The organism is Mycobacterium montefiorense, assembly GCF_025823255.1.
GTDB classification, from domain to species: domain Bacteria; phylum Actinomycetota; class Actinomycetes; order Mycobacteriales; family Mycobacteriaceae; genus Mycobacterium; species Mycobacterium montefiorense.
The window spans coordinates 343,846-363,760 of record NZ_JACKVL010000013.1 but is presented as its reverse complement, the minus strand read 5'-3'; the positions used below and the strand labels follow the sequence as shown (position 1 = coordinate 363,760).

4 protein-coding genes and 1 pseudogene are annotated in these 19,915 nt (G+C 67.5%); all 5 read left to right on the top strand.

Translation table 11 applies throughout. The features are described 5' to 3' along the window. Window positions 1–123 precede the first annotated feature (123 nt). The 5 genes and pseudogenes from H7K34_RS15035 to H7K34_RS15015 all read left to right on the top strand — a co-directional run bounded on the left by H7K34_RS15035 (window position 124) and on the right by H7K34_RS15015 (window position 19,915). The gene (locus H7K34_RS15035; protein WP_264062802.1) at window positions 124–894 is read left to right on the top strand and encodes a thioesterase II family protein; all 771 of its coding nucleotides are present in this window, start codon (window positions 124–126) and stop codon (window positions 892–894) included. A 625-nt stretch (window positions 895–1,519) separates the two neighbouring features. Beyond that, complete coding sequence (gene fadD26 / locus H7K34_RS15030) at window positions 1,520–3,271, top strand: long-chain-fatty-acid--AMP ligase FAAL26/FadD26 (protein ID WP_264062801.1); 1,752 nt, start codon at window positions 1,520–1,522, stop codon at window positions 3,269–3,271. Next, window positions 3,268–8,009 (top strand): annotated as a pseudogene (locus tag H7K34_RS15025) (SDR family NAD(P)-dependent oxidoreductase). The gene fadD26 and the pseudogene H7K34_RS15025 overlap by 4 nt, the downstream one beginning before the upstream one ends. Then, a complete protein-coding gene (locus tag H7K34_RS15020; RefSeq protein ID WP_264062799.1) occupies window positions 8,009–14,503 on the top strand; it encodes a type I polyketide synthase in 6,495 nt (2,164 codons plus the stop codon). The pseudogene H7K34_RS15025 and the gene H7K34_RS15020 overlap by 1 nt, the downstream one beginning before the upstream one ends. Then, entirely contained in the window at window positions 14,504–19,915 is a 5,412-nt protein-coding gene (locus H7K34_RS15015; protein ID WP_264062798.1) for a type I polyketide synthase, read from the top strand.

The window sequence follows — 19,915 nt, the reverse complement described above, 5'->3', positions numbered from 1 at the left end:
CACAGCCGGCGATCAGCCCACAAAAGCCGATTCTTCCAGGACTTCCGTGTTGCGTCCCGCGCGGGACGCATGCCGTTGTCGTGCCGACGAGAAAGCGCATCTGCCGAGGCAACGGGCCAGCTAATGGCCCCGGGATACGCTGAGCCGGTGAATGGGCCCACGGACCGAGGCAGCGCCGGCGCAAAGCCGCCCGCAGCAACGCTTTACATATTTCCGCACGCCGGTGGCTCCGCGACCTTTTACGTGCCGTTCGCGAAGGCGTTCTCCACCGACATCCAGCGGGTAGCCGTCCAATATCCCGGACGCAGCGACCGCGGCCTCACCCAACTGCCGAGCATTCCCGAGTTCGCCGACGAAATCTTCACCACGATGGCGCCCACTGCACCGACCGACCGTCCGGTGGTGTTCTTCGGCCACAGCATGGGCGGGTTGCTGGCCTTCGAGGTGGCCCTGCGCTTCCAATCGGCCGGACATCCGGTCGCGGCCCTGTTCGTGTCGTCTTGCGCAGCACCCGGCCATATCCGCTACAAGGAACTGCAGGGTTCGGATCGCGACATCCTGAACGTGGTCGCCCAGGTCACCGACACAAACCCCGAAATGCTGGCGAATGACGAATTCGCGTCGACGATTCTGCCCACCTTGCAAAGTGTGCGGGCCATTGCCGCCTATACCCGCGCACCCGAGGTGACGGTGTCGTGTCCGATCCACACCTTCGTCGCGGATAACGACATCATTGTGGCCGAGGAAAACATGACGGCGTGGACGGATCGCACCACGGGCGAATTCTCCCTCCAAGTGTTTGCTGGGGATCACTTTTACCTCAACAACAACTTGTCGGAATTGGTGATGAATATCGAGGAGAAAATCTCGATCGAGGCGCCAGGAGTTAGCTAGGCGCACCGGCCGGCGAGGACCGGCACGGTCCCGCCGCCGACGGGCCGCAGGTGGTCGTCCGTTCGCCGCAAACGCCCGCGCACAACCCCGTCCGGGCGGCCGCGTCGTCCCCCGGCCTGCGCTGGCACCAGCTGTGTTCGCGCGTCTGCAGGCCCCTGGGGCCGGCGCATGCGGGCCTGTGGCGAAACGGTGCGCTGGTGCCAAAACCGACCGGTTCCGTCGCCCGCTGGACGGCCGACCTAGTTGTCCCGTGCTGCCCGTATGCCCCTTCAGTACCATTAACACCACAAGCCACTTGCTGAACATAGCGCCATGACCTGCGAGAACGTCGTTCACGACAAATGTAGCCCGCTTAGTCAACAACCCACGCCCTGTCCTGTGTATGAATCTGTGGATTTCTAAATTCCCATCACCTCCCCGTGTTAGATTGCTTACCTAGCTTAAGAAGACTCGTGGTCGGGGAGGGGAAACCGGGACCCCGTCCATCTAGTCTCAAAGCGCCAGGATTTACCGCCAGCAGCTGCTGTGTGTGGGGGGCTCCTCCTAGGAGCCACAATGCCGCTCAACGCAACACACAGGGTGCGTGCACTTAGTGACGCCGACAGCGAGTTGGGAAGGTAACGAAATGCCGGTAACCAGTGCGTCTATACCTGCTTTGCTGCAGGCGCGGACTGACCAGCAGCCTGACGCGACGGCATTTACGTATATCGACTACGAGCAGGACCCCGCGGGGTTTGCTGAGACCTTGACATGGTCGCAAATGTCACAGCGCGCCCGCATTGTTGCCGAGGAGCTCGCACTGTGCGGTTCACCCGGAGACCGAGTCGCAATTCTGGCGCCGCAGGGAATGGAATATATCGTCGCATTCTTCGGTGCACTCGAGGCCGGCTTCATCGCCGTACCGCTTTCGACACCGCAATACGGTATGCACGACGACCGAATTTCCTCGGTATTGCGCGATTCGAATCCGGTCGCCATTCTCACTACTTCCGCCGTGGTCGGCGACGTGACGAAATACGCAACCGCATATGACGGGCAACCCGCCCCGTTCGTCATCGAGGTCGATCTGCTGGACCTGGAGTCCCCTCGCGAACTCTCGTCAAGCCGGCACCATTCTTCCGGCGCGGCATACCTGCAATACACATCGGGGTCGACGCGGACGCCGGCCGGCGTCATCGTTTCGCACACGAACGTCATCGCCAACGTGACGCAAAGCATGTACGCGTACTTCGGCGATCCCGCTCAGCTGCCGGCCGCTTTGACTCTGACATCGTGGCTGCCGCTGTATCACGACATGGGGCTGATTCTGGGACTGTGCGCGCCGCTGATCACCGACCGCAGCGCGGTGTTGATGAGTCCGATGTCGTTCCTGGTTCGCCCGGCGCGCTGGATGAACATGCTGGCCACCAATGGTCCCTGCTTCTCGGCGGCGCCGAACTTTGCCTTCGAGTTGGCCGTGCGAAGGACCTCGGACGACGACATGGCCGGACTTGACCTGGGCAACGTGCAGCGAATCGTCAGTGGCAGCGAACGGATCCACGTGGCGACCGTGAAACGCTTCAACGAGCGTTTCGCTTCCTACAATCTGAGCCCGACGGCAATCCGCCCCTCTTACGGGCTCGCGGAAGCGACGCTGTTTGTGGCTGCCGCCGAACCCGGCTCCGCACCCAAGACGGTGCGTTTCGACTACGAACACCTGACCGCCGGTCGGGCCCGGCCCTGCACCGACGGCACCCTCGGAACCGAGCTCATCGGCTACGGTGCGCCTGACCCCACGTCCGTGCGAATCGTCAACCCGGAGACCATGGTTGAGAGCCCCGAGGGGACGGAGGGCGAGATCTGGGTCCGGGGCGACCACGTGACGCTGGGATATTGGCGCAAGCCGGAACAGACCGAGCGGGTGTTCAACGCCAAGCTGGCCGATCCCGCGCCGGGCGCCGCCCAGGGGCCGTGGCTGCGGACCGGTGATCTGGGCGTCATCTCCGACGGCGAACTGTTCATCATGGGCCGCATCAAAGACCTGCTCATCGTCGACGGGCGCAACCACTACCCCGACGACATCGAGGCGACGATCACCGAGATCACCGGCGGCCGGGTCGCGGCGATCTCGGTGCCCGACGACATCACCGAACAACTGGTGGCCATCATCGAGCTCAAGAGCAAAGCGGCGTCCGAGGAAGAGGGTTTGGTGCGGCTTCGTTCGGTGAAGCGCAAGGTCACCTCGGCGATCTCGAAGTCGCACAGTCTTCGGGTCGCCGATCTTGTTCTGGTGTCGCCCGGTTCGATACCGATCACGACGAGCGGCAAAGTCCGGCGCTCGGCCTGCGTCGAGCGCTATCAAACTGACGGATTCAAGCGGCTGGATGTGAGCGTATGACCTCTTCGAGCATCAATGGCGAAGCTGACTTGCGCCACTGGCTCGTCGACTACTTGGTGACCAACATCGGATGCACCCCGGACGAAGTCGACCCTGACCTCTCCCTGGCCGACCTTGGCGTGAGCTCTCGCGAGTCGGTCGTGCTGTCCGGCGAGTTGTCGGAGTTGTTGGGGAAGCCGGTATCCCCGATCGAATTCTGGGAGCACCCGACGATCAACGCCCTGGCCGCATACCTGACCGCGCCCGAACCCGACCCCGAATCCGACGCGGGGGCCAAGCGCCCGATGCGCAACGCCCTGGACGAGCCGATCGCCGTCGTAGGGATGGGTGCCGCTTCCCCGGCGGGATAACGGGCCCGGAAGCGTTGTGGGAGTTATTGGTTGAGCGCGGTTGCACGATCGGGGAAGTGCCGCCCGAGCGGTGGCAGCCATTCGAGAGCGGCTCGCCTGAGGTAGCGGCGACGCTGGCCCGCACAACGCGGTGGGGATCGTTTTTGCCCGACATCGACGCGTTCGATGCCGAGTTTTTCGAGATATCCCCCAGCGAAGCCGACAAGATGGACCCCCAGCAGCGCCTGCTGCTGGAGGTGGCGTGGGAAGCCTTGGAGCATGCCGGGATACCGCCGAGCTCGCTGCGCCGTTCGCAGACCGGGGTATTCGCCGGGGCATGCCTGAGTGAATACGGCGTGATCGCGTCCAACGATCTGTGCCAGGTCGACGGATGGAACAACACCGGCGGCGCGATGAGCATCATCGCCAACCGTCTCTCGTACTTCCTTGATCTGCGCGGCCCGTCGGTCGCGGTGGACACCGCCTGCTCGTCCTCTTTGGTGGCCATCCACCTGGCCTGCCAGAGCCTGCGCACCCAGGATTCCCATCTGGCCATTGCCGCGGGGGTGAACCTGCTGTTGACGCCGGCGGTATTCCGCGGTTTCGACCAAGTCGGCGCGCTCTCGCCAACCGGTAGATGCCGCGCGTTCGACGCGGCGGCGGACGGTTTTGTGCGTGGTGAGGGTGCCGGGGTGGTGGTGCTCAAGCGGTTGACCGACGCCCAGCGTGACGGCGATCGGGTGCTGGCGGTGATCTGCGGCTCGGCCGTCAACCAGGACGGCCGCTCGAACGGGTTGATGGCTCCCAACCCGGCGGCCCAGATGGCGGTGCTGCGTGCCGCCTACACCAACGCGGGAATGCAGCCCGGCATGGTCGATTATGTCGAAACACACGGCACCGGAACGTTGTTGGGCGATCCGATCGAAGCTCGCGCTCTGGGTGCGGTGCTGGGTCGTGGTCGTCCCGAGGACTCGCCGCTGCTGATCGGCGCGCTGAAGACGAACCTGGGACACACCGAGGCCGCAGCCGGAATCGCCGGCTTCATTAAAGCCGTGATGGCGGTACAGCGCGGCGAGATTCCGCCGAATCAGCGCTTCGAAAGCCCGAATCCACATATCCCCTTTGCCAACCTGCGGATGAAAGTTGTTGACACACAGACCGCTTAGCCCGAGACGGGACGTCCGCGCCGGGCCGGGGTGTCGTCGTTCGGATTCGGCGGCACCAACGCGCACGTGGTGATCGAACAGGGCCAAGACGTCGCGCCGCCTCGTCGGGCACTCCCCGAGCCGGGGGTGTCGACGTTGGTGGTGTCGGGTAAGACGGCGCAGCGGGTGGCGGTGACGGCGTCGGTGCTGGCCGACTGGATGCAAGGCCCCGGTGCCGACGTGGCGCTGGCCGATGTCGCCCACACCGTCAACCATCACCGGGCCCGCCAAGCCAAGTTCGCCACCGTCGTCGCCCGCGACCGCACCCACGCCATCGACGGTCTTCGCGCCCTGGCCGCCGGACAGCACGCCCCCGGCGTGGTCGGCCCCCACGAAGGCGCCGGCGGGCCGGGCATCGTGTTCGTCTACTCCGGACGCGGCTCGCAATGGGCCGGCATGGGCCAACGACTGCTGACCGACGAACCGGCGTTCGCCGCCGCCGTCAACGAACTCGAGCCGACATTCGTTGCCGAGGCCGGATTCTCACTGCACGACGTGATCGCCACCGCCAAGCCACTGGACGGCATCGAACAAATCCAGCTCGGCCTGATCGGCATGCAACTGGCCCTGACCGAACTCTGGCGCTCCCACGGCGTCACCCCAGACCTGGTCATCGGGCACTCCATGGGCGAAGTCGCCGCGGCCGTCGTCGCCGGCGCGCTCACCCCGGCCGAAGGACTGCGGGTCACCGCCACCCGCTCGCGGCTGATGGCGCCGCTGTCGGGGCAGGGCGGCATGGCCCTGCTCGGGCTTGATGTGGCCGCAACCGAGGCGCTGATCGCCGACCACCCCCACATCACACTCGGCATCTACAACTCGCCACGCCAAACCGTGATCTCGGGACCCACCGACGCGATCGAAGCCCTCATCGACAAGGTACGCAGCCAAAACCGATTCGCCAGCCGAGTCAACATCGAAGTAGCCCCCCACAACCCAGCCATGGACGCCCTGCAACCCGCCATGCGCACCGAACTAGCCACCCTGGCCCCACGACCCCCATCGATCCCGATCATCTCCACCACCTACGAAAACCTCCAACCCCCAGCAGCATTCGACGCCGAACACTGGGCCACCAACATGCGCAACCCCGTCCACTTCCAACAAGCCATCACCAAAGCCGCAACCGACCACCACACCTTCATCGAGATCAGCGCCCACCCACTACTCACCCAAGCCGTGCTGGAAACCCTGCACAGCGCCCAGCACGGAACCAAGTACGCCTGCGTCGGGACGCTGCAGCGTGATAGCGATGACACCGTCACCTTCCGCACCAACCTCTATCTGACCGACAGCGCGAACGCGCCGCAGACTCCACATCCACCCGAACCACACCCCCAGATCCCCACCACCCCGTGGCACCACACCCACCACTGGATTCCCGTGAACAAGGCGACAGCGCCGGAACGCAATGGCGCTGCGCAGCACACCCATTCGACACCGGGAATCGGCGGACCGCTCGATGACTGGTCGCATCAGGTCGTGTGGGAAGCAGCGCCGCTGCCCGACGCCGATACCACGGTCGCCGGCCGCTGGCTGGTGGTCGGCGACGCAGCCCTGGCCGCCGAGTTGGGTTGCCTGGCCGACGTGCGGGCCGCGGATGCCGAGCCGGCCGCGTTGGGCGGGGCGCTCGGCGATGTCGACCACGTCGTCTACGCCGCTCCGGATCCGGGCGATCCGCTCGACGTGGGAACGGCCTATCAGCTCTTCCATCAGGTCCGCCGGCTTGCCTGCGCGATGGCGGCCAGCAGTTCGCCGGCCAAGTTGTTCCTGGTGACCCGCAACGCTCAACCCCTTGACGAAGGCGATCGCGCCAACCCCAGTCACGGGGCACTGTGGGGCCTGGGACGGACACTCGCGCTCGAGCACCCCGAGATATGGGGCAGCATCATCGATTTCGACAGCTCGGTACCCGTCCAGCTACTGGCACGGCTGGTGCTCGACGAGGCGGGCGCAGGCGATCGCGAAGACCAGGTCGTCTACCGGTCCGGACGGCGGCACGTGCCGCGGCTGCGCAAGCGTGTGCTGCCGGCCGAAGCGGTCACGCTGGACCCCGACGCCGCTCAGCTCGTCATCGGCGCTACCGGCAATATCGGGCCGCACCTGATCCGCCAGCTCGCGCGAATGGGCGCGGGGACCGTCGTCGCCGTCTCCCGCAACCCTGGCCAACGACTGCATGAGCTCGCGGAAAGCCTTGCATTACAAGGTATTACACTCATGACCATCGCGGCGGATGCCACCGACGAGACGGCGATGAGCGCGCTGTTCGACCGGTTCGGCGCCGACTTGCCTGTGCTGGAAGGTATCTATCTGGCGGCCTTCGCCGGTCAGCCGATCCTGCTCAGCGAGATGACGAACGACGATGTGACCGCGATGTTCGCGCCCAAGCTGGACGCCGTCACGGTGTTGCACCGGCTGTCGCTGGAAAAGCCGGTACGCCATTTCGTGCTGTTCTCCTCGATCTCCGGCCTGACCGGCTCGCGCTGGCTGGCCCACTACACCGCTACCAGTGGCTACCTGGACGCGCTTGCCTATGCGCGCCGCGTGATGGGGCTGTCGGCCACCACGGTCAACTGGGGACTGTGGAAATCGCTGGCCGACGCCGAACACGATTTCAGCCAGGTCAGCATGGGCTCCGGCTTGCTGCCGATGGACGACGAGATCGCCATCGGCGGTCTGGCACGCGCGATGAGCCCGTCGGCCGGGGTGCATTCCGTTGTCGTCGAAGCGGATTGGCCGCTGCTGGCGGCCGCCTACCGGACCCGCGGCTCGCTGCGCATCGTCGACGATCTGTTGCCGATCCCCGGCGAGACGGCGATGCCGGAAAGTGAGTTCCGCATCGCCCTGGGCAAGTGCCAGCCGGAACAGCGCCACGACATGTTGCTCGACCAGGTGGCTCGGCTCGCGGCCAATGTGATGGGCTTGCCGCCGACGGAGTCGTTGGACCCCTCGACCGGCTTCTTCCAGCTCGGGATGGACTCGCTGATGAGCGTGACTCTGCAGCGGACATTGTCCGACACCCTCGGCGAATTCCTGCCCGCCTCCGTGGTTTTCGACTACCCCACCGTGTACAGCCTCACCGACTATCTGGGCACGGTGTTGCCCGAGCTCGGCGAGGCCGACGAGCAGCCGGACGCGGATGCCTACGACGAATTCAGCGAAGCCGAGTTGTTGGAACAACTTTCGGAAAGACTAAGAGGGACCTGATGACCACCCCGACACCAGATCGCCGGGCGATCATTGCCGAGGCGCTGCACAAGATCGACGATCTGTCGGCTCGGCTGGAGATCGCCGAGAAGGCGGGCACCGAGCCCATCGCGGTTGTCGGGATGGGTTGCCGGTTTCCCGGTGGTGTCGACAACCCGGAACAGTTCTGGGATTTGTTGCGCGATGGGCGCAGCGGCATTGTGCGGGTTCCATCGCAACGCTGGGACGCCGACGCTCTTTTCACCGAGGACCACACGGTTCCCGGCACCATCTGCAACCGCGAAGGCGGCTTCCTTTCCAATTGGGAGCCGGACGAATTCGACGCGGAGTTCTTCTCCATCACCCCGCGCGAGGCGGCGGCGATGGACCCGCAGCAGCGGTTGTTCCTCGAAGTCGCCTTTGAAGCCTTGGAGAATGCCGGCATTCCGCCGCACACCATTCGCGGCACCCAGACCTCGGTTTTCGTCGGTGTCACCGCCTACGACTACATGCTGAAGATGTCCGGCACGGTGCGCCCGGTCGACCTCGACGCCTACGTACTCACCGGGAACTCGGCGAATTTCGCCGCCGGCCGGATGGCCTACCTGCTCGGGGCCCGCGGTCCCGCGGTGGTGCTGGACACGGCGTGCTCGTCGTCGCTGGTGGCCATCCACCTTGCCTGCCAGAGTCTGCGCTGGCGCGAAAGCGACACGGCGCTAGTCGGTGGGACCAACCTGCTGCTGACGCCGGGAACCAGCATCGCCTGCTCGCGGTCGGGCATGCTGTCGCCGGAAGGCCAATGCAAAACCTTCGACGCGGGCGCCGACGGGTATGTCCGCAGTGAGGGCGCCGGGGTGGTGGTGCTCAAGCGACTCTCGGACGCGCAACGGGACGGCAACCGGATCCTCGCCGTGGTGCGCGGTTCGGCGGTCAACCAGGACGGCGCCAGCAGCGGGGTGACCGTTCCGAACGGCCCGGCGCAGCAGGCGCTGCTTCGCCAGGCGCTGACGTCGGCCAAGTTGACGCCGGCCGACATTGACTACATCGAGGCGCACGGCACCGGCACTCCGCTCGGCGACCCGATCGAACTCGATTCGCTGAGCAAGGTTTTCGCCGACCGACAGGACCGCGCGCCACTGGTGTTGGGCGCGGTCAAGACCAATCTCGGTCACCTGGAAGCCGCGGCCGGTATTGCCGGATTCATGAAGACCGTGCTGGCCGTGGGGCACGGGCGCATTCCTCGCAACCTCAACTTCCGCGAGCTCACGCCGCACGCCAGCGAAGGTGTGTCTCGGCTGACCATCGCCACCGAGGACATGGAATGGCCGGACACCGGGCAACCGCGCCGGGCTGGGGTGTCGTCGTTCGGTGTGAGCGGAACGAATGCGCACATCGTGGTCGAGCAGGCAGCAGATCCGGTGCCGGTTCCGCACCAGGGGTCTGGCCCGGCGGTAACGACGCTGTTGGTGTCGGGCAAGACGAAGCAGCGGGTGGCGGCGACGGCGGCGGTGCTGGCCGACTGGATGGACGGCCCCGGTGCCGACGTGGCGCTGGCCGATGTCGCCCACACCCTCAACCATCACCGGGCCCGGCAGACCAAGTTCGCCACGGTGGCCGCCGCCGACCGCGACAAAGCCGTCGCGGGATTGCGTGCGCTGGCCGCCGGCGAACCCGCCCCGGGAGTCGTGGACTGCCACGAAGGGTCGGTCGGGCCGGGCACGGTGTTCGTCTACTCGGGCCGTGGATCGCAGTGGCCCGGCATGGGTCGCCAGCTGTTGGCCGACGAGCCGGCATTCGCCGCGGCGGTCGCCGAACTGGAGCCGACATTCGTTGCCGAAGCCGGCTTTTCGCTGCACGATATGATCGCCACCGGCAAGGAGCTCGACGGCATCGAGCAGATTCAGCTCGGCCTGATCGGGATGCAGATCGGGCTCACCGCGCTGTGGCGTTCCTACGGCGTCACCCCGGATCTGGTGATCGGGCACTCGATGGGCGAAGTGGCCGCGGCGGTAGTCGCGGGTGCGCTCACCCCCGCCGAGGGGTTGCGGGTGACCGCGACCCGGTCGCGGCTGATGGCACCGTTGTCCGGGCAGGGCACCATGGCAATGCTCGAACTCGACGCCGACGCCACCGAGGCGCTGCTCGCCGACCACCCGCAGGTCACGTTGGGGATCTATGCCTCCCCGCGCCAGACGGTCATCTCGGGGCCCACCGCACAGATCGACGAATTGATCGCGACGGTGCGCGCGCAGGGCCAGTTCGCCTCCCAAGTCAACATCGAAGTGGCCCCGCACAACCCGGCCATGGACGCCCTGCAGCCCGCGATGCGTGCCGAGCTGGCCGGTCTGGACCCGCAACCGCCGACCATTGCGGTCATCTCGACCACCTACGAAAACCTGCAAGCCCCAGCGGCATTCGATGCCGAGCACTGGGCCACCAACATGCGCAACCCGGTGCGCTTCCAACAGGCCATCACCGCCGCAGCCGCCGAGCATCACACCTTCATCGAGGTCAGTGCCCACCCATTGTTGACGCATGCCATCACCGAAACCCTCGCTGCGCGTGAGAACGACGACGGTGCCGACTATCTGAGTCTCGGCACCCTGCAACGGGATGCGCACGACACCCTGACCTTCCACACCAACCTGAACACCACGCACACCAGCCGCCCGCCGCAGACTCCGCACCCGTGCGAGCCGCACCCGGTGCTGCCCACCACACCGTGGCAGCACACCCGGCACTGGATCGCCCCCACGATCCCCGCCCACCACACCGCTGACACCCACCCACTGCTCGGCATCGGCGTCACCGATCCGGGCACCGGCACCCGGATCTGGGAATGCGAACTGTGCCCAGATCTGCTGTGGCTCGGCGACCACGTGATCGACGACCTCTGCGTGCTGCCCGGATCGGCCTACGCCGAGGTCGCGCTGGCCGCCGCGACGAACGCATTCGCAGACGCCGCAGGCTCAGCGGGCTGGATGATCCGCGAACTTAGCCTGCACCAGATGCTGCACGTCACGGATCGCACGCTGCTCGTCACGACGCTGACCGGCGACGAGCAGACGTGCCGGATCGAAATGCGCACGCGCAATGCCACTTCGGGGTGGATCAAACACGCCACCGCAACGGTTGCCCGGGAGACCGTGTCCGAAGACGAGGTGCCGAGACCGGCGCCACTCGACGAGGTGGCCGACGAACTCAACCCCGAGGAGCTCTACCAACGGCTGCGCGGCGCGGGCCAACAACACGGACCGGCATTCCGCGGAATCGTCGGGCTCGCCGTCGAAAAGTCCGGTGCCGCCCGCGCCGACGTGCGGTTGCCCGCGACGGCCAAAACCGGCTTCCGCAGCTTCGGCCTGCACCCGGTGATGATGGACATCGCCGTGCAGGCACTGGGCGCCACCCGGATCGCGACCGACCTGGCCGGCGGGCAGTCAGCCCGTCAAACCCTGGTGCTGCCGATACGTTTCGCGGGCGTTCACGTCTACGGCGACATCACGGGCGGTGTCTGCTCGATAGGCTCGCTGGCCGCCACCGATAGCCCCGACCGGCTCCGCGGTCACGTCACCCTGACCGACCCGGATGGCCGGCCGCTGCTCGTCATCGACGAGGTGGAGATGGCGGTACTCGGGTCGAGCGGCGGCACAACCGAACTCAGCAGTCAGCTGTACACGGTGCAGTGGGAGCCCACACCTCTGGACAAGCCCGTTGGCACGCTCGGCGGCGTGCTGCTGATCGGTGACGACCCGCTGCTACCCGCGCTGCGGTCGTCGCTGCACGACGGCGTCGCCGACATCGAGGTGGTGTCGGCCGCCGACGCGGCAAGTCTGCGCGCGGCGATCACCCAAAACCCGTGGGACAGCATCGTCGTGGTCTGCCCGGCGCGCAACGTCGACGGGGCGCGCGACGAGGCGGCGCAGCTGGAGCTGGCGCAGACCCGCACGCTGCTGATCGCCGACATCGCCAAGACGGTGACGCGAATGGGGGCCCGCAACAGCCCCCGGCTGTGGATCGTCACCCGCGGCGCCCAACAGCTCGATCCCGGCGATGCAGTCACCCTGGCGCAGACCCAACTTCGGGGCATCGCGCGGGTGCTGACGTTCGAGCATCCGGAACTGCGGACCACGATCGTCGACATCGACGCCGACGGCTCCGGCACCCTGACCGCGCTGACCGAGGAGCTGCTGGCCGGCGCGGACCACGACGAGATCGCGCTGCGCGAGCAGCAACGGTATGTCAACCGGCTGGTGCCCGCGCCGGTCGACGCGGCCGGTGACCTTGTCGCAGAATCCCGCCGCACCGTGGTGAGCCTGGATGGCGACAGCGCCGTGCGGCTGCGGATCGACCGGCCCGGGCGCCTCGACGAGCTGAAAGTGCACGCGGTCAAGCGGATTGCGCCATCGGCCGGTCAAGTGGAAGTTCGCGTCGTCGCCGCCGGCCTCAACTTCAGCGACGTGCTCAAGGCGATGGGCGTGTATCCCGGACTCGACGGTGCCCCGCTGGTGATCGGCGGCGAGTGCGTCGGTTTCGTGACGGCGGTCGGGGAAGGTGTCGACGCGGTCGGGGTCGGACAGCGCGTCATCGCGTTCGGGCCCGGAACTTTCGCCTCACACATGACAACGCTGGCCGATCTGGTGGCCCCGGTCCCCGAGGCGCTGCCGGACGGCGAGGCGGCCGCATTCGGCATCGCGTATCTGACCGCCTGGCACTCACTGTGCGAGGTCGGCCGGTTGGCACCCGGCGAGCGGGTGCTGATTCATTCGGCCACCGGCGGTGTCGGGCTGGCCGCGGTGTCGATCGCCAAGATGATCGGAGCCCGCATTTACACGACGGCCGGCTCTGATGCCAAACGTGAAATGCTGGCCGGACTTGGCGTCGAGTACATCGGCAACTCCCGCGACGTGGCGTTCGCCGACGAGATACTCGACATCACCGACGGTTACGGCGTGGACGTCGTTCTCAATTCGCTTCCGGGCGAGGCGATTCAGCGCGGCGTACAGATACTCGCCCCCTGCGGCCGGTTCATCGAGCTGGGCAAGAAGGACGTGCACGCCGACGCCAGCCTGGGATTGGCCGCACTGGCGAAAAGCGCGTCCTTCGCCGTCGTCGACCTCGACCTGAATCTGAAGCTGCAACCCGCGCGCTACCGCGAAATGCTCGGGCACATCCTGGCGCACGTGGCCGACGGCAAACTGCAGGTGCTCCCGGTCACCGAGTTCAGCCTTCCCGACGCAGCCGACGCATTCCGGCTGATGGCCTCGGGCCGGCACACCGGCAAGATCGTGATGTCGATACCGGCCGGCGGTGACATAGCGGCGATCGCGGCACCGCCACCACTTCCGCTGGTGAGTCCCGACGGCGGCTACCTGATCGTCGGCGGCATGGGCGGCCTCGGCTTCGTCGTCGCGCAGTGGCTGGCCGAACAGGGCGCGGGATTGGTTGTGCTGAACGGGCGCTCAGCGCCCAGCGACGAGACCCGTTCGGCGATCGCAGAATTGAACGCCGCCGGCAGTCGTATCGAGGTGGTCACCGGCGACATCGCCGACGCCGACACGGCCGGCCGGCTGGTGCGGGCGGTCGAAGACGCCGGCTTTCGGGTAGCCGGAGTCCTGCACAGCGCAATGGTTCTCGATGACGAGATCGTGCTGAACGTCACGGATGCCGCCGCGCGGCGGGTGTTCACCCCGAAAGTCGCCGGCAGCTGGCGCCTGCATCAGGCCACCGCGCACCTGGACGTCGATTGGTGGCTGACGTTCTCCTCGGTGGCTTCACTGCTGGGCGCGCCGGGCCAGGCCAGCTACGCCGCGGCGAACTCGTGGGTGGACGGCCTGGTCGCCCATCGGCGCTCGCTCGGGCTGGCAGCCGTCGGAATCAACTGGGGCCCATGGGCCGAAGTCGGTCGCGCCCAGTTCTTCGCCGACCTCGGTGTCGCGATGATCACCGTCGAGCAGGGGCTGGCGGCGATGCAGCTGGCACTGGCCGCCGACCGGGCACGCACCGGTGTGTTCAGCCTCGACGCGCGCCAATGGTTCCAGTCCTTCCCGTCGGCGGCGGGTTCCTCGCTGTTCGCGAAGTTGCAGGACCTGACCCCCGCCGAGCGACGCGGCGGCGGCGCGATCCGCGCGGAATTGGACGCCTGCGACGCCGCCGAGCGTCCGGCGCGCCTGGCGACCGCGATCGCCGGCGAGATCCGGGCGGTGCTGCGCTCGACCGAGCCGATCGACCCCGACCGGCCGATGGAGTCGCTTGGTCTGGACTCGCTGATGGCGCTGGAGCTGCGCAACAGGCTCGAAGCGAGCCTGGGCACCATGTTGCCGGCCGCGCTGGTCTGGGCCTACCCGACCATCACCGATCTGGCCGGCGCACTGTGTGAACGGCTGGGCTACGAGTCGCAGGCCGAGGCCGAGGCGGCGCCGGAGGCCGAATCCGAGCTGTCAGATGAAGAAATGGAATTGCTGTCCGACCTCGTTGCGGCCAGCGAGCTGGAGACGGCAACCGGGGGCAGTGAGTAAATGACGAGTCTTGCCGAGCGCGCGGCGCAGATGTCACCGAAGGCGCGCGAGGTCCTTGCACGCGAGCTGGTGCGCGCGGGGACGACGTTTCCCACCGACGTCGCCGAACCGGTCGCGGTGCTTGGGATCGGTTGCCGGTTGCCGGGCAGTGTGACTGGGCCGGACAGCTTTTGGCAGCTGTTGATGGACGGGCGTGACGCCGTCGACGTGGTGCCCGCCGATCGCTGGGATGCCGACGCGTTCTACGACCCCGACCCGCAGGCACCGGGGCGGATGACGACGAAGTGGGGAGGCTTTGTCGACGACGTCGCCGGCTTCGACGCCGACTTCTTCGGCATCACCCCGCGCGAAGCCGAGGCGATGGACCCCCAACAGCGGATCCTGCTCGAAGTCGCCTGGGAGGCACTCGAACATGCTGGGCTGCAACCAGATTCGCTGAGCGGCAGCCGGACCGCCGCGATAATGGGGCTGTCGGCGTGGGATTACACGATCGTCAACCTCGAGCGCCGCGCCGAAATCGACGCGTACATGAGCACCGGAAACCCGCACAGCGCCGCGGTCGGGCGGATCTCCTATCTGCTGGGGTTGCGCGGCCCCGCGGTGGCCGTGGACACCGCGTGCTCGTCGTCGTTGGTAGCGCTGCATCTGGCCTGCCAGAACCTGCGGCTGCGCGAAAGCGACGTGGCGCTCGCCGGTGGCGTTCAGCTGATGCTGTCCCCGTTCACCAGCATCGCGCTGTCCAAGTGGTCGGCCCTGTCGCCCACCGGCCGCTGCAAGACCTTCGACGCCCTGGCCGACGGGTTCGTGCGTAGCGAGGGCTGCGGCGTGGTGGTGCTCAAGCGACTGGCCGACGCCACCCGCGACGGCGATCGGGTGCTGGCGGTGATCCGCGGCTCGGCGATCAACCAAGACGGCCGATCCAACGGCATGACCGCGCCGAATGCGGCGGCACAGCGCGACGTGATCACCACCGCGCTGCGGCAGGCCGACTCGACCGCGGACAGGGTGAACTACATCGAAACACACGGCACCGGAACAATATTGGGCGATCCGATCGAATTCGAGGCACTGTCGGCCACCTACGGCCGTGGCGACGGCAAGTGCGCGCTCGGTTCGGTGAAGACCAATATCGGTCACCTGGAGGCCGCGGCCGGAATCACCGGGTTCATCAAGGCGACCCTGGCTGTGTCACGCGGCCAGATTCCGCCCAATCTGCACTTCACCCGATGGAATCCGGCCATCGACCCCTCGTCGACCCGGCTGTTCGTCCCGACCGAGCCCACGGCGTGGCCCGACGGTGTGCGCAGGGCGGCCGTGTCGTCGTTCGGCCTCAGCGGGACGAATGCGCACGTGGTGATCGAACAAGCCCCGGAATCGGCACCGGTGAAGGGATCCGGTCCGCGGCTGTCCACCCTGGTGCTGTCGGGCAAGACCTCTCAGCGGACCGCCTCGCTGGCCGCGGGGCTGGCCGACTGGATGGAAGGCCCCGGCGCAGCGGCGCCGCTCGCCGATGTCGCGCACACCCTCAACCACCACCGGTCCCGCCATCCCAAGGCCGCTGTCGTGGTCGCACGTGACCGTACGGACGCGATCGCGGGTCTGCGCGCGCTGGCCGCCGGGCGCCCCGTTCCCGGCGTGCTGGAGTGCCGGGACGGCTTCACCGGCCCCGGCACGGTGTTCGTCTACTCCGGTCAGGGCTCGCAATGGGTCGGCATGGGCAGGCGGCTACTGGCCGACGAACCGGCGTTCGCCGCGGCCATCGACGAGCTCGAGCCTGATTTCCTTGCACAGGCCGGCTTTTCGCTGCGCCAGACTCTCGCCGACGGCGTCGAAGTGGTCGGCATCGACCGCATTCAGCCGGTGCTGGTCGGGATTCAGCTTGCGCTGACCGCACTGTGGCGTTCGTATGGCGTAACACCCGACGCGGTGGTGGGCCACTCGATGGGCGAAGTGTCGGCCGCCGTCGTCGCCGGGGCGCTGCGCGCCGCCGACGGGTTGCGGGTGATCGCCACCCGCTCGCGGCTGATGGCGCAGTTGGCCGGCCAGGGCGCGATGGCCCTGCTGGAGCTCGACGCCGACGCCGCCGCGCAGCTGATCGCCGACTACCCACAGGTGACGTTGGCGGTCCATGCCTCACCACGTCAGTCCGTGATCGCCGGGCCACCGGAATCGGTGGACGCGGTGATCGAGGCGGTGGCCGCCCAAAACCGGCTGGCCCGCCGCATCGACGTCGACGTGGCCTCCCACCACCCGATCATCGACCCGGTGTTGCCGCAATTGCGTTCCGCGCTCACCGATCTCGCGCCGCAGCCGATGACCATTCCGATGATCAGCACCACCAGCGAGCAGCCCCAGACCGTGCTGGACGCCGGCTACTGGGCCGCCAACCTGCGCAACCCGGTGCGCTTCCACCAAGCCATCACCACCGCGGCGGCCCGCTACCACACCTTCATCGAGGTCAGCCCGCACCCGGTGCTCACCTATGCCATCGACGACACGCTCAGCGATTCGGCGAACCGGGCTCAGCTGACGACCGTCGGCACCCTGCAACGCGACACCGACGACACCGTCACGTTCCACACCCAACTCGCGGCGGTCGGCAAGCTCCCGGAGATCGACACCACCCGGCGGCTGGCCGACATCCCGCTGACGCCCTGGCAGCACACTCACTTCTGGGTCGCGGACCGTTCGGCTAGCTACCCCGGGCCGGACTCGGCCGACGCGCACCCGCTGCTCGGCATGCATGTCGAAGTTCCCTCGAGCCGTGACCACGTGTGGCAAGCCGACGTCGGCACCGACGTATCCCCTTGGCTGGCCGACCACAAGGTCTTCGGCCAGGCAGTCATGCCGGCGGCCGGGTTCGCCGAAATCGCTTTGGCCGCGGCAAGTGAAGCGTTCGGCCTGCCGGTCGACGCCCTGGCGATCAACCAGCTCGAGGTCGAGCAGATGCTCACCCTCGACGGCCACACCCAGGTGACGACGCAATTGACCCGCGACGCCGACGACAAGACCCGTATCGAGATCTATTCGCGCACCCCCGCGGGCTGGTGCCGGCACGCGACCGCCAGGGCCGCGGTATCGCCGCCGGAAGCCACCCCCGAGCGGCGTACACCCGGCACCCGCGACGGCCAGACCGCGGTATCGCCGGCCGATCTGTACGCGGTGCTGCGGTTGACCGGACAGAATCACGGCCCGTCTTTCGCGGCGCTGACTCAGATCAACCGGCAGCCGGACGGTTCGGTGGAAACCGAGATCACCCTGCCCGAAGGGGCGCCCAGGCATCCCGGTTACCGCATCCACCCCGTCATGCTCGATGCGGCCCTGCAAGGTCTGGCGGCGGCGATACCCGGCGAGGAAGCCGCCGCGACCGCGGGTTCGGCCGAAATCAGTTACCTTCCAGTATCTTTCGAGTCGCTACGGGTGTACGGCAACCCCGGACGGCACGCCCGCTGCCGGGCCCGGCTGATGGACCTTGACGCGGGCGGCGCCGGAAAGCTCGGCAAGATCACCTTGACCGACGACGCCGGAAACGTGACCGCCGAAATCAACGATCTCTACCTGCGCCGCGTCGAACGGCGCAGCGCGCCATTGCCGCTGGCGCAGAAAGTCTTCGACACCAGCTGGGTTGACGCCGCCATCGCGGATGCGGGCTCCTCCGACGCTCCGGGTAGTTGGCTGGTGCTCACCGATGCCGGCTCGAAGGCCGGGGAATTCGTCGAGCAGTGGCGCTCACCGGCGCGCCGGGTGATCACCGCCGATCTCGGCGATGAAGCCGCAATGCTCGCCGCATTCGCCGAAACGGCAGGCGATCCCGAGCGCCCGCCGGTCGGCGTGGTCGCGTTCGTCGACGATGGCTCCGACGATGCCGGCATCACCGCCGCCGGGCTCAACCGGGCCCGGGATTCGGTGTGGGCGATCTCGACGGTGGTGCGCGCGGTCCTCGGCGGCTGGCACGGCCGGTCACCGCGGCTTTGGCTGGTCACGGCCGGCGGTCTGGCGGTTCATGACGAACCGGGCCGCCCGGCGATCGGTGCGCTGCGGGGTCTGGTCCGGGTGCTGGCCTACGAACATCCCGACCTGCGCACCACGCTCGTCGACCTCGACATCACCCGGAACCCGGTGTCCGCGGTGATGGCCGAACTCGAATCACAGGATTCCGCGGCTAATTTCGACGACGTCGTCGCCTGGCGGGACGGACAGCGGTACGTGGAGCGGCTGGGCCGCGCGACCTTGGGCGAGCCGGTGCGCGACGCGGTCGTCGAGTCGGGCGCGTCCTACATCGTCACCGGTGGCCTCGGCGGTCTCGGCCTGGTCTTCGCGCGCTGGCTGGTCGAGAGCGGCGCGGGCCGGGTGGTACTCAACGGGCGCAGCGAACCCTCCGACGACGCGCGCAAGGTGCTGGCCGAATTGGAAAGCCGCGCCGAGGTCGCGGTGGTGTGCGGCGATATCGCCGCTGCCGGCGTCGCCGAACGCCTAGTCGCGGCCGCCGAGGACCAGAATCGCCGGTTGGCCGGCATCGTGCACGGCGCCGCGGTGATCGACGACAGTCTGGTGTTGTCGATGAGCAAAGAGAGCCTGCAGCGAGTGTGGGCTCCTAAAGCCGCCGGCGCGCTGCGGATGCACCAGGCCAGCGTCGGTCGTGAGCTCGACTGGTGGGTGGGTTTCTCCACCACCGCCTCGTTGCTCGGCTCGGCAGGGCAGGGCGCATACGCGTGCGCAAGCGCATGGCTCGATGCGCTGGTTGCCTGGCGCCACACGGCCGGAATGCCGGCGGCGGTGATCAATTGGGGACCGTGGTCGGAAGTGGGTGTCGCTCAGTCACTGGTCGGCAGCCCGCTTGACCCCATCAGTCCGGCGGAGGGCATCGCGGCGATGGACGCGTTGCTGGCCACCGACCGTAGCCACACCGGCGTCACCCGGCTGCGTGCCGACCGCGCGATGCTCGCGTTCCCCGAGATCCGTAACCTCGGCTATTTCACCAGCGTGGTCTCCGAACTGGACATCGCCGGCGACGGCGGCGACTGGTCCGGACCCCAGGCCCTGCGCGAGCTCGATCCGGCCGAGGCCCGGGAAGTGGTGCGAGAACGCCTGTGCGGACGCATCGCGGGGGTGATGGGCTATGCCGATCGGTCGGCCGTCGACACCGGGGTGCCGCTGACCGAACTCGGTATGGATTCTTTGATGGCAGTGCGGATCCGCAACACCACACGTGCGGATTTCGGCATCGAGCCACCGGTGGCGATGATCCTGCAAGGTGCATCGCTGCAAGACCTCACGGTCGAAGTGATCCGCCAGCTCGGCCTCGCCGAGCCTGAACAAAACCTCGATCGAGGTAACGCGGTTCGCGACCGAGCACAACAGCGCGCCGCGGCGCGCCAGGGAGCCGCGATGCGGCGGAAGCGAGGACAGTAA

Bases quoted from the DNA above. Each gene is read 5' to 3' on its own strand.
- H7K34_RS15020 (WP_264062799.1), top strand. From the start codon at position 8,009: ATGACCACCCCGACACCAGATCGCCGGGCGATCATTGCCGAGGCGCTG.
- fadD26 (WP_264062801.1), top strand. From the start codon at position 1,520: ATGCCGGTAACCAGTGCGTCTATACCTGCTTTGCTGCAGGCGCGGACT.
- H7K34_RS15015 (WP_264062798.1), top strand. From the start codon at position 14,504: ATGACGAGTCTTGCCGAGCGCGCGGCGCAGATGTCACCGAAGGCGCGC.
- H7K34_RS15035 (WP_264062802.1), top strand. From the start codon at position 124: ATGGCCCCGGGATACGCTGAGCCGGTGAATGGGCCCACGGACCGAGGC.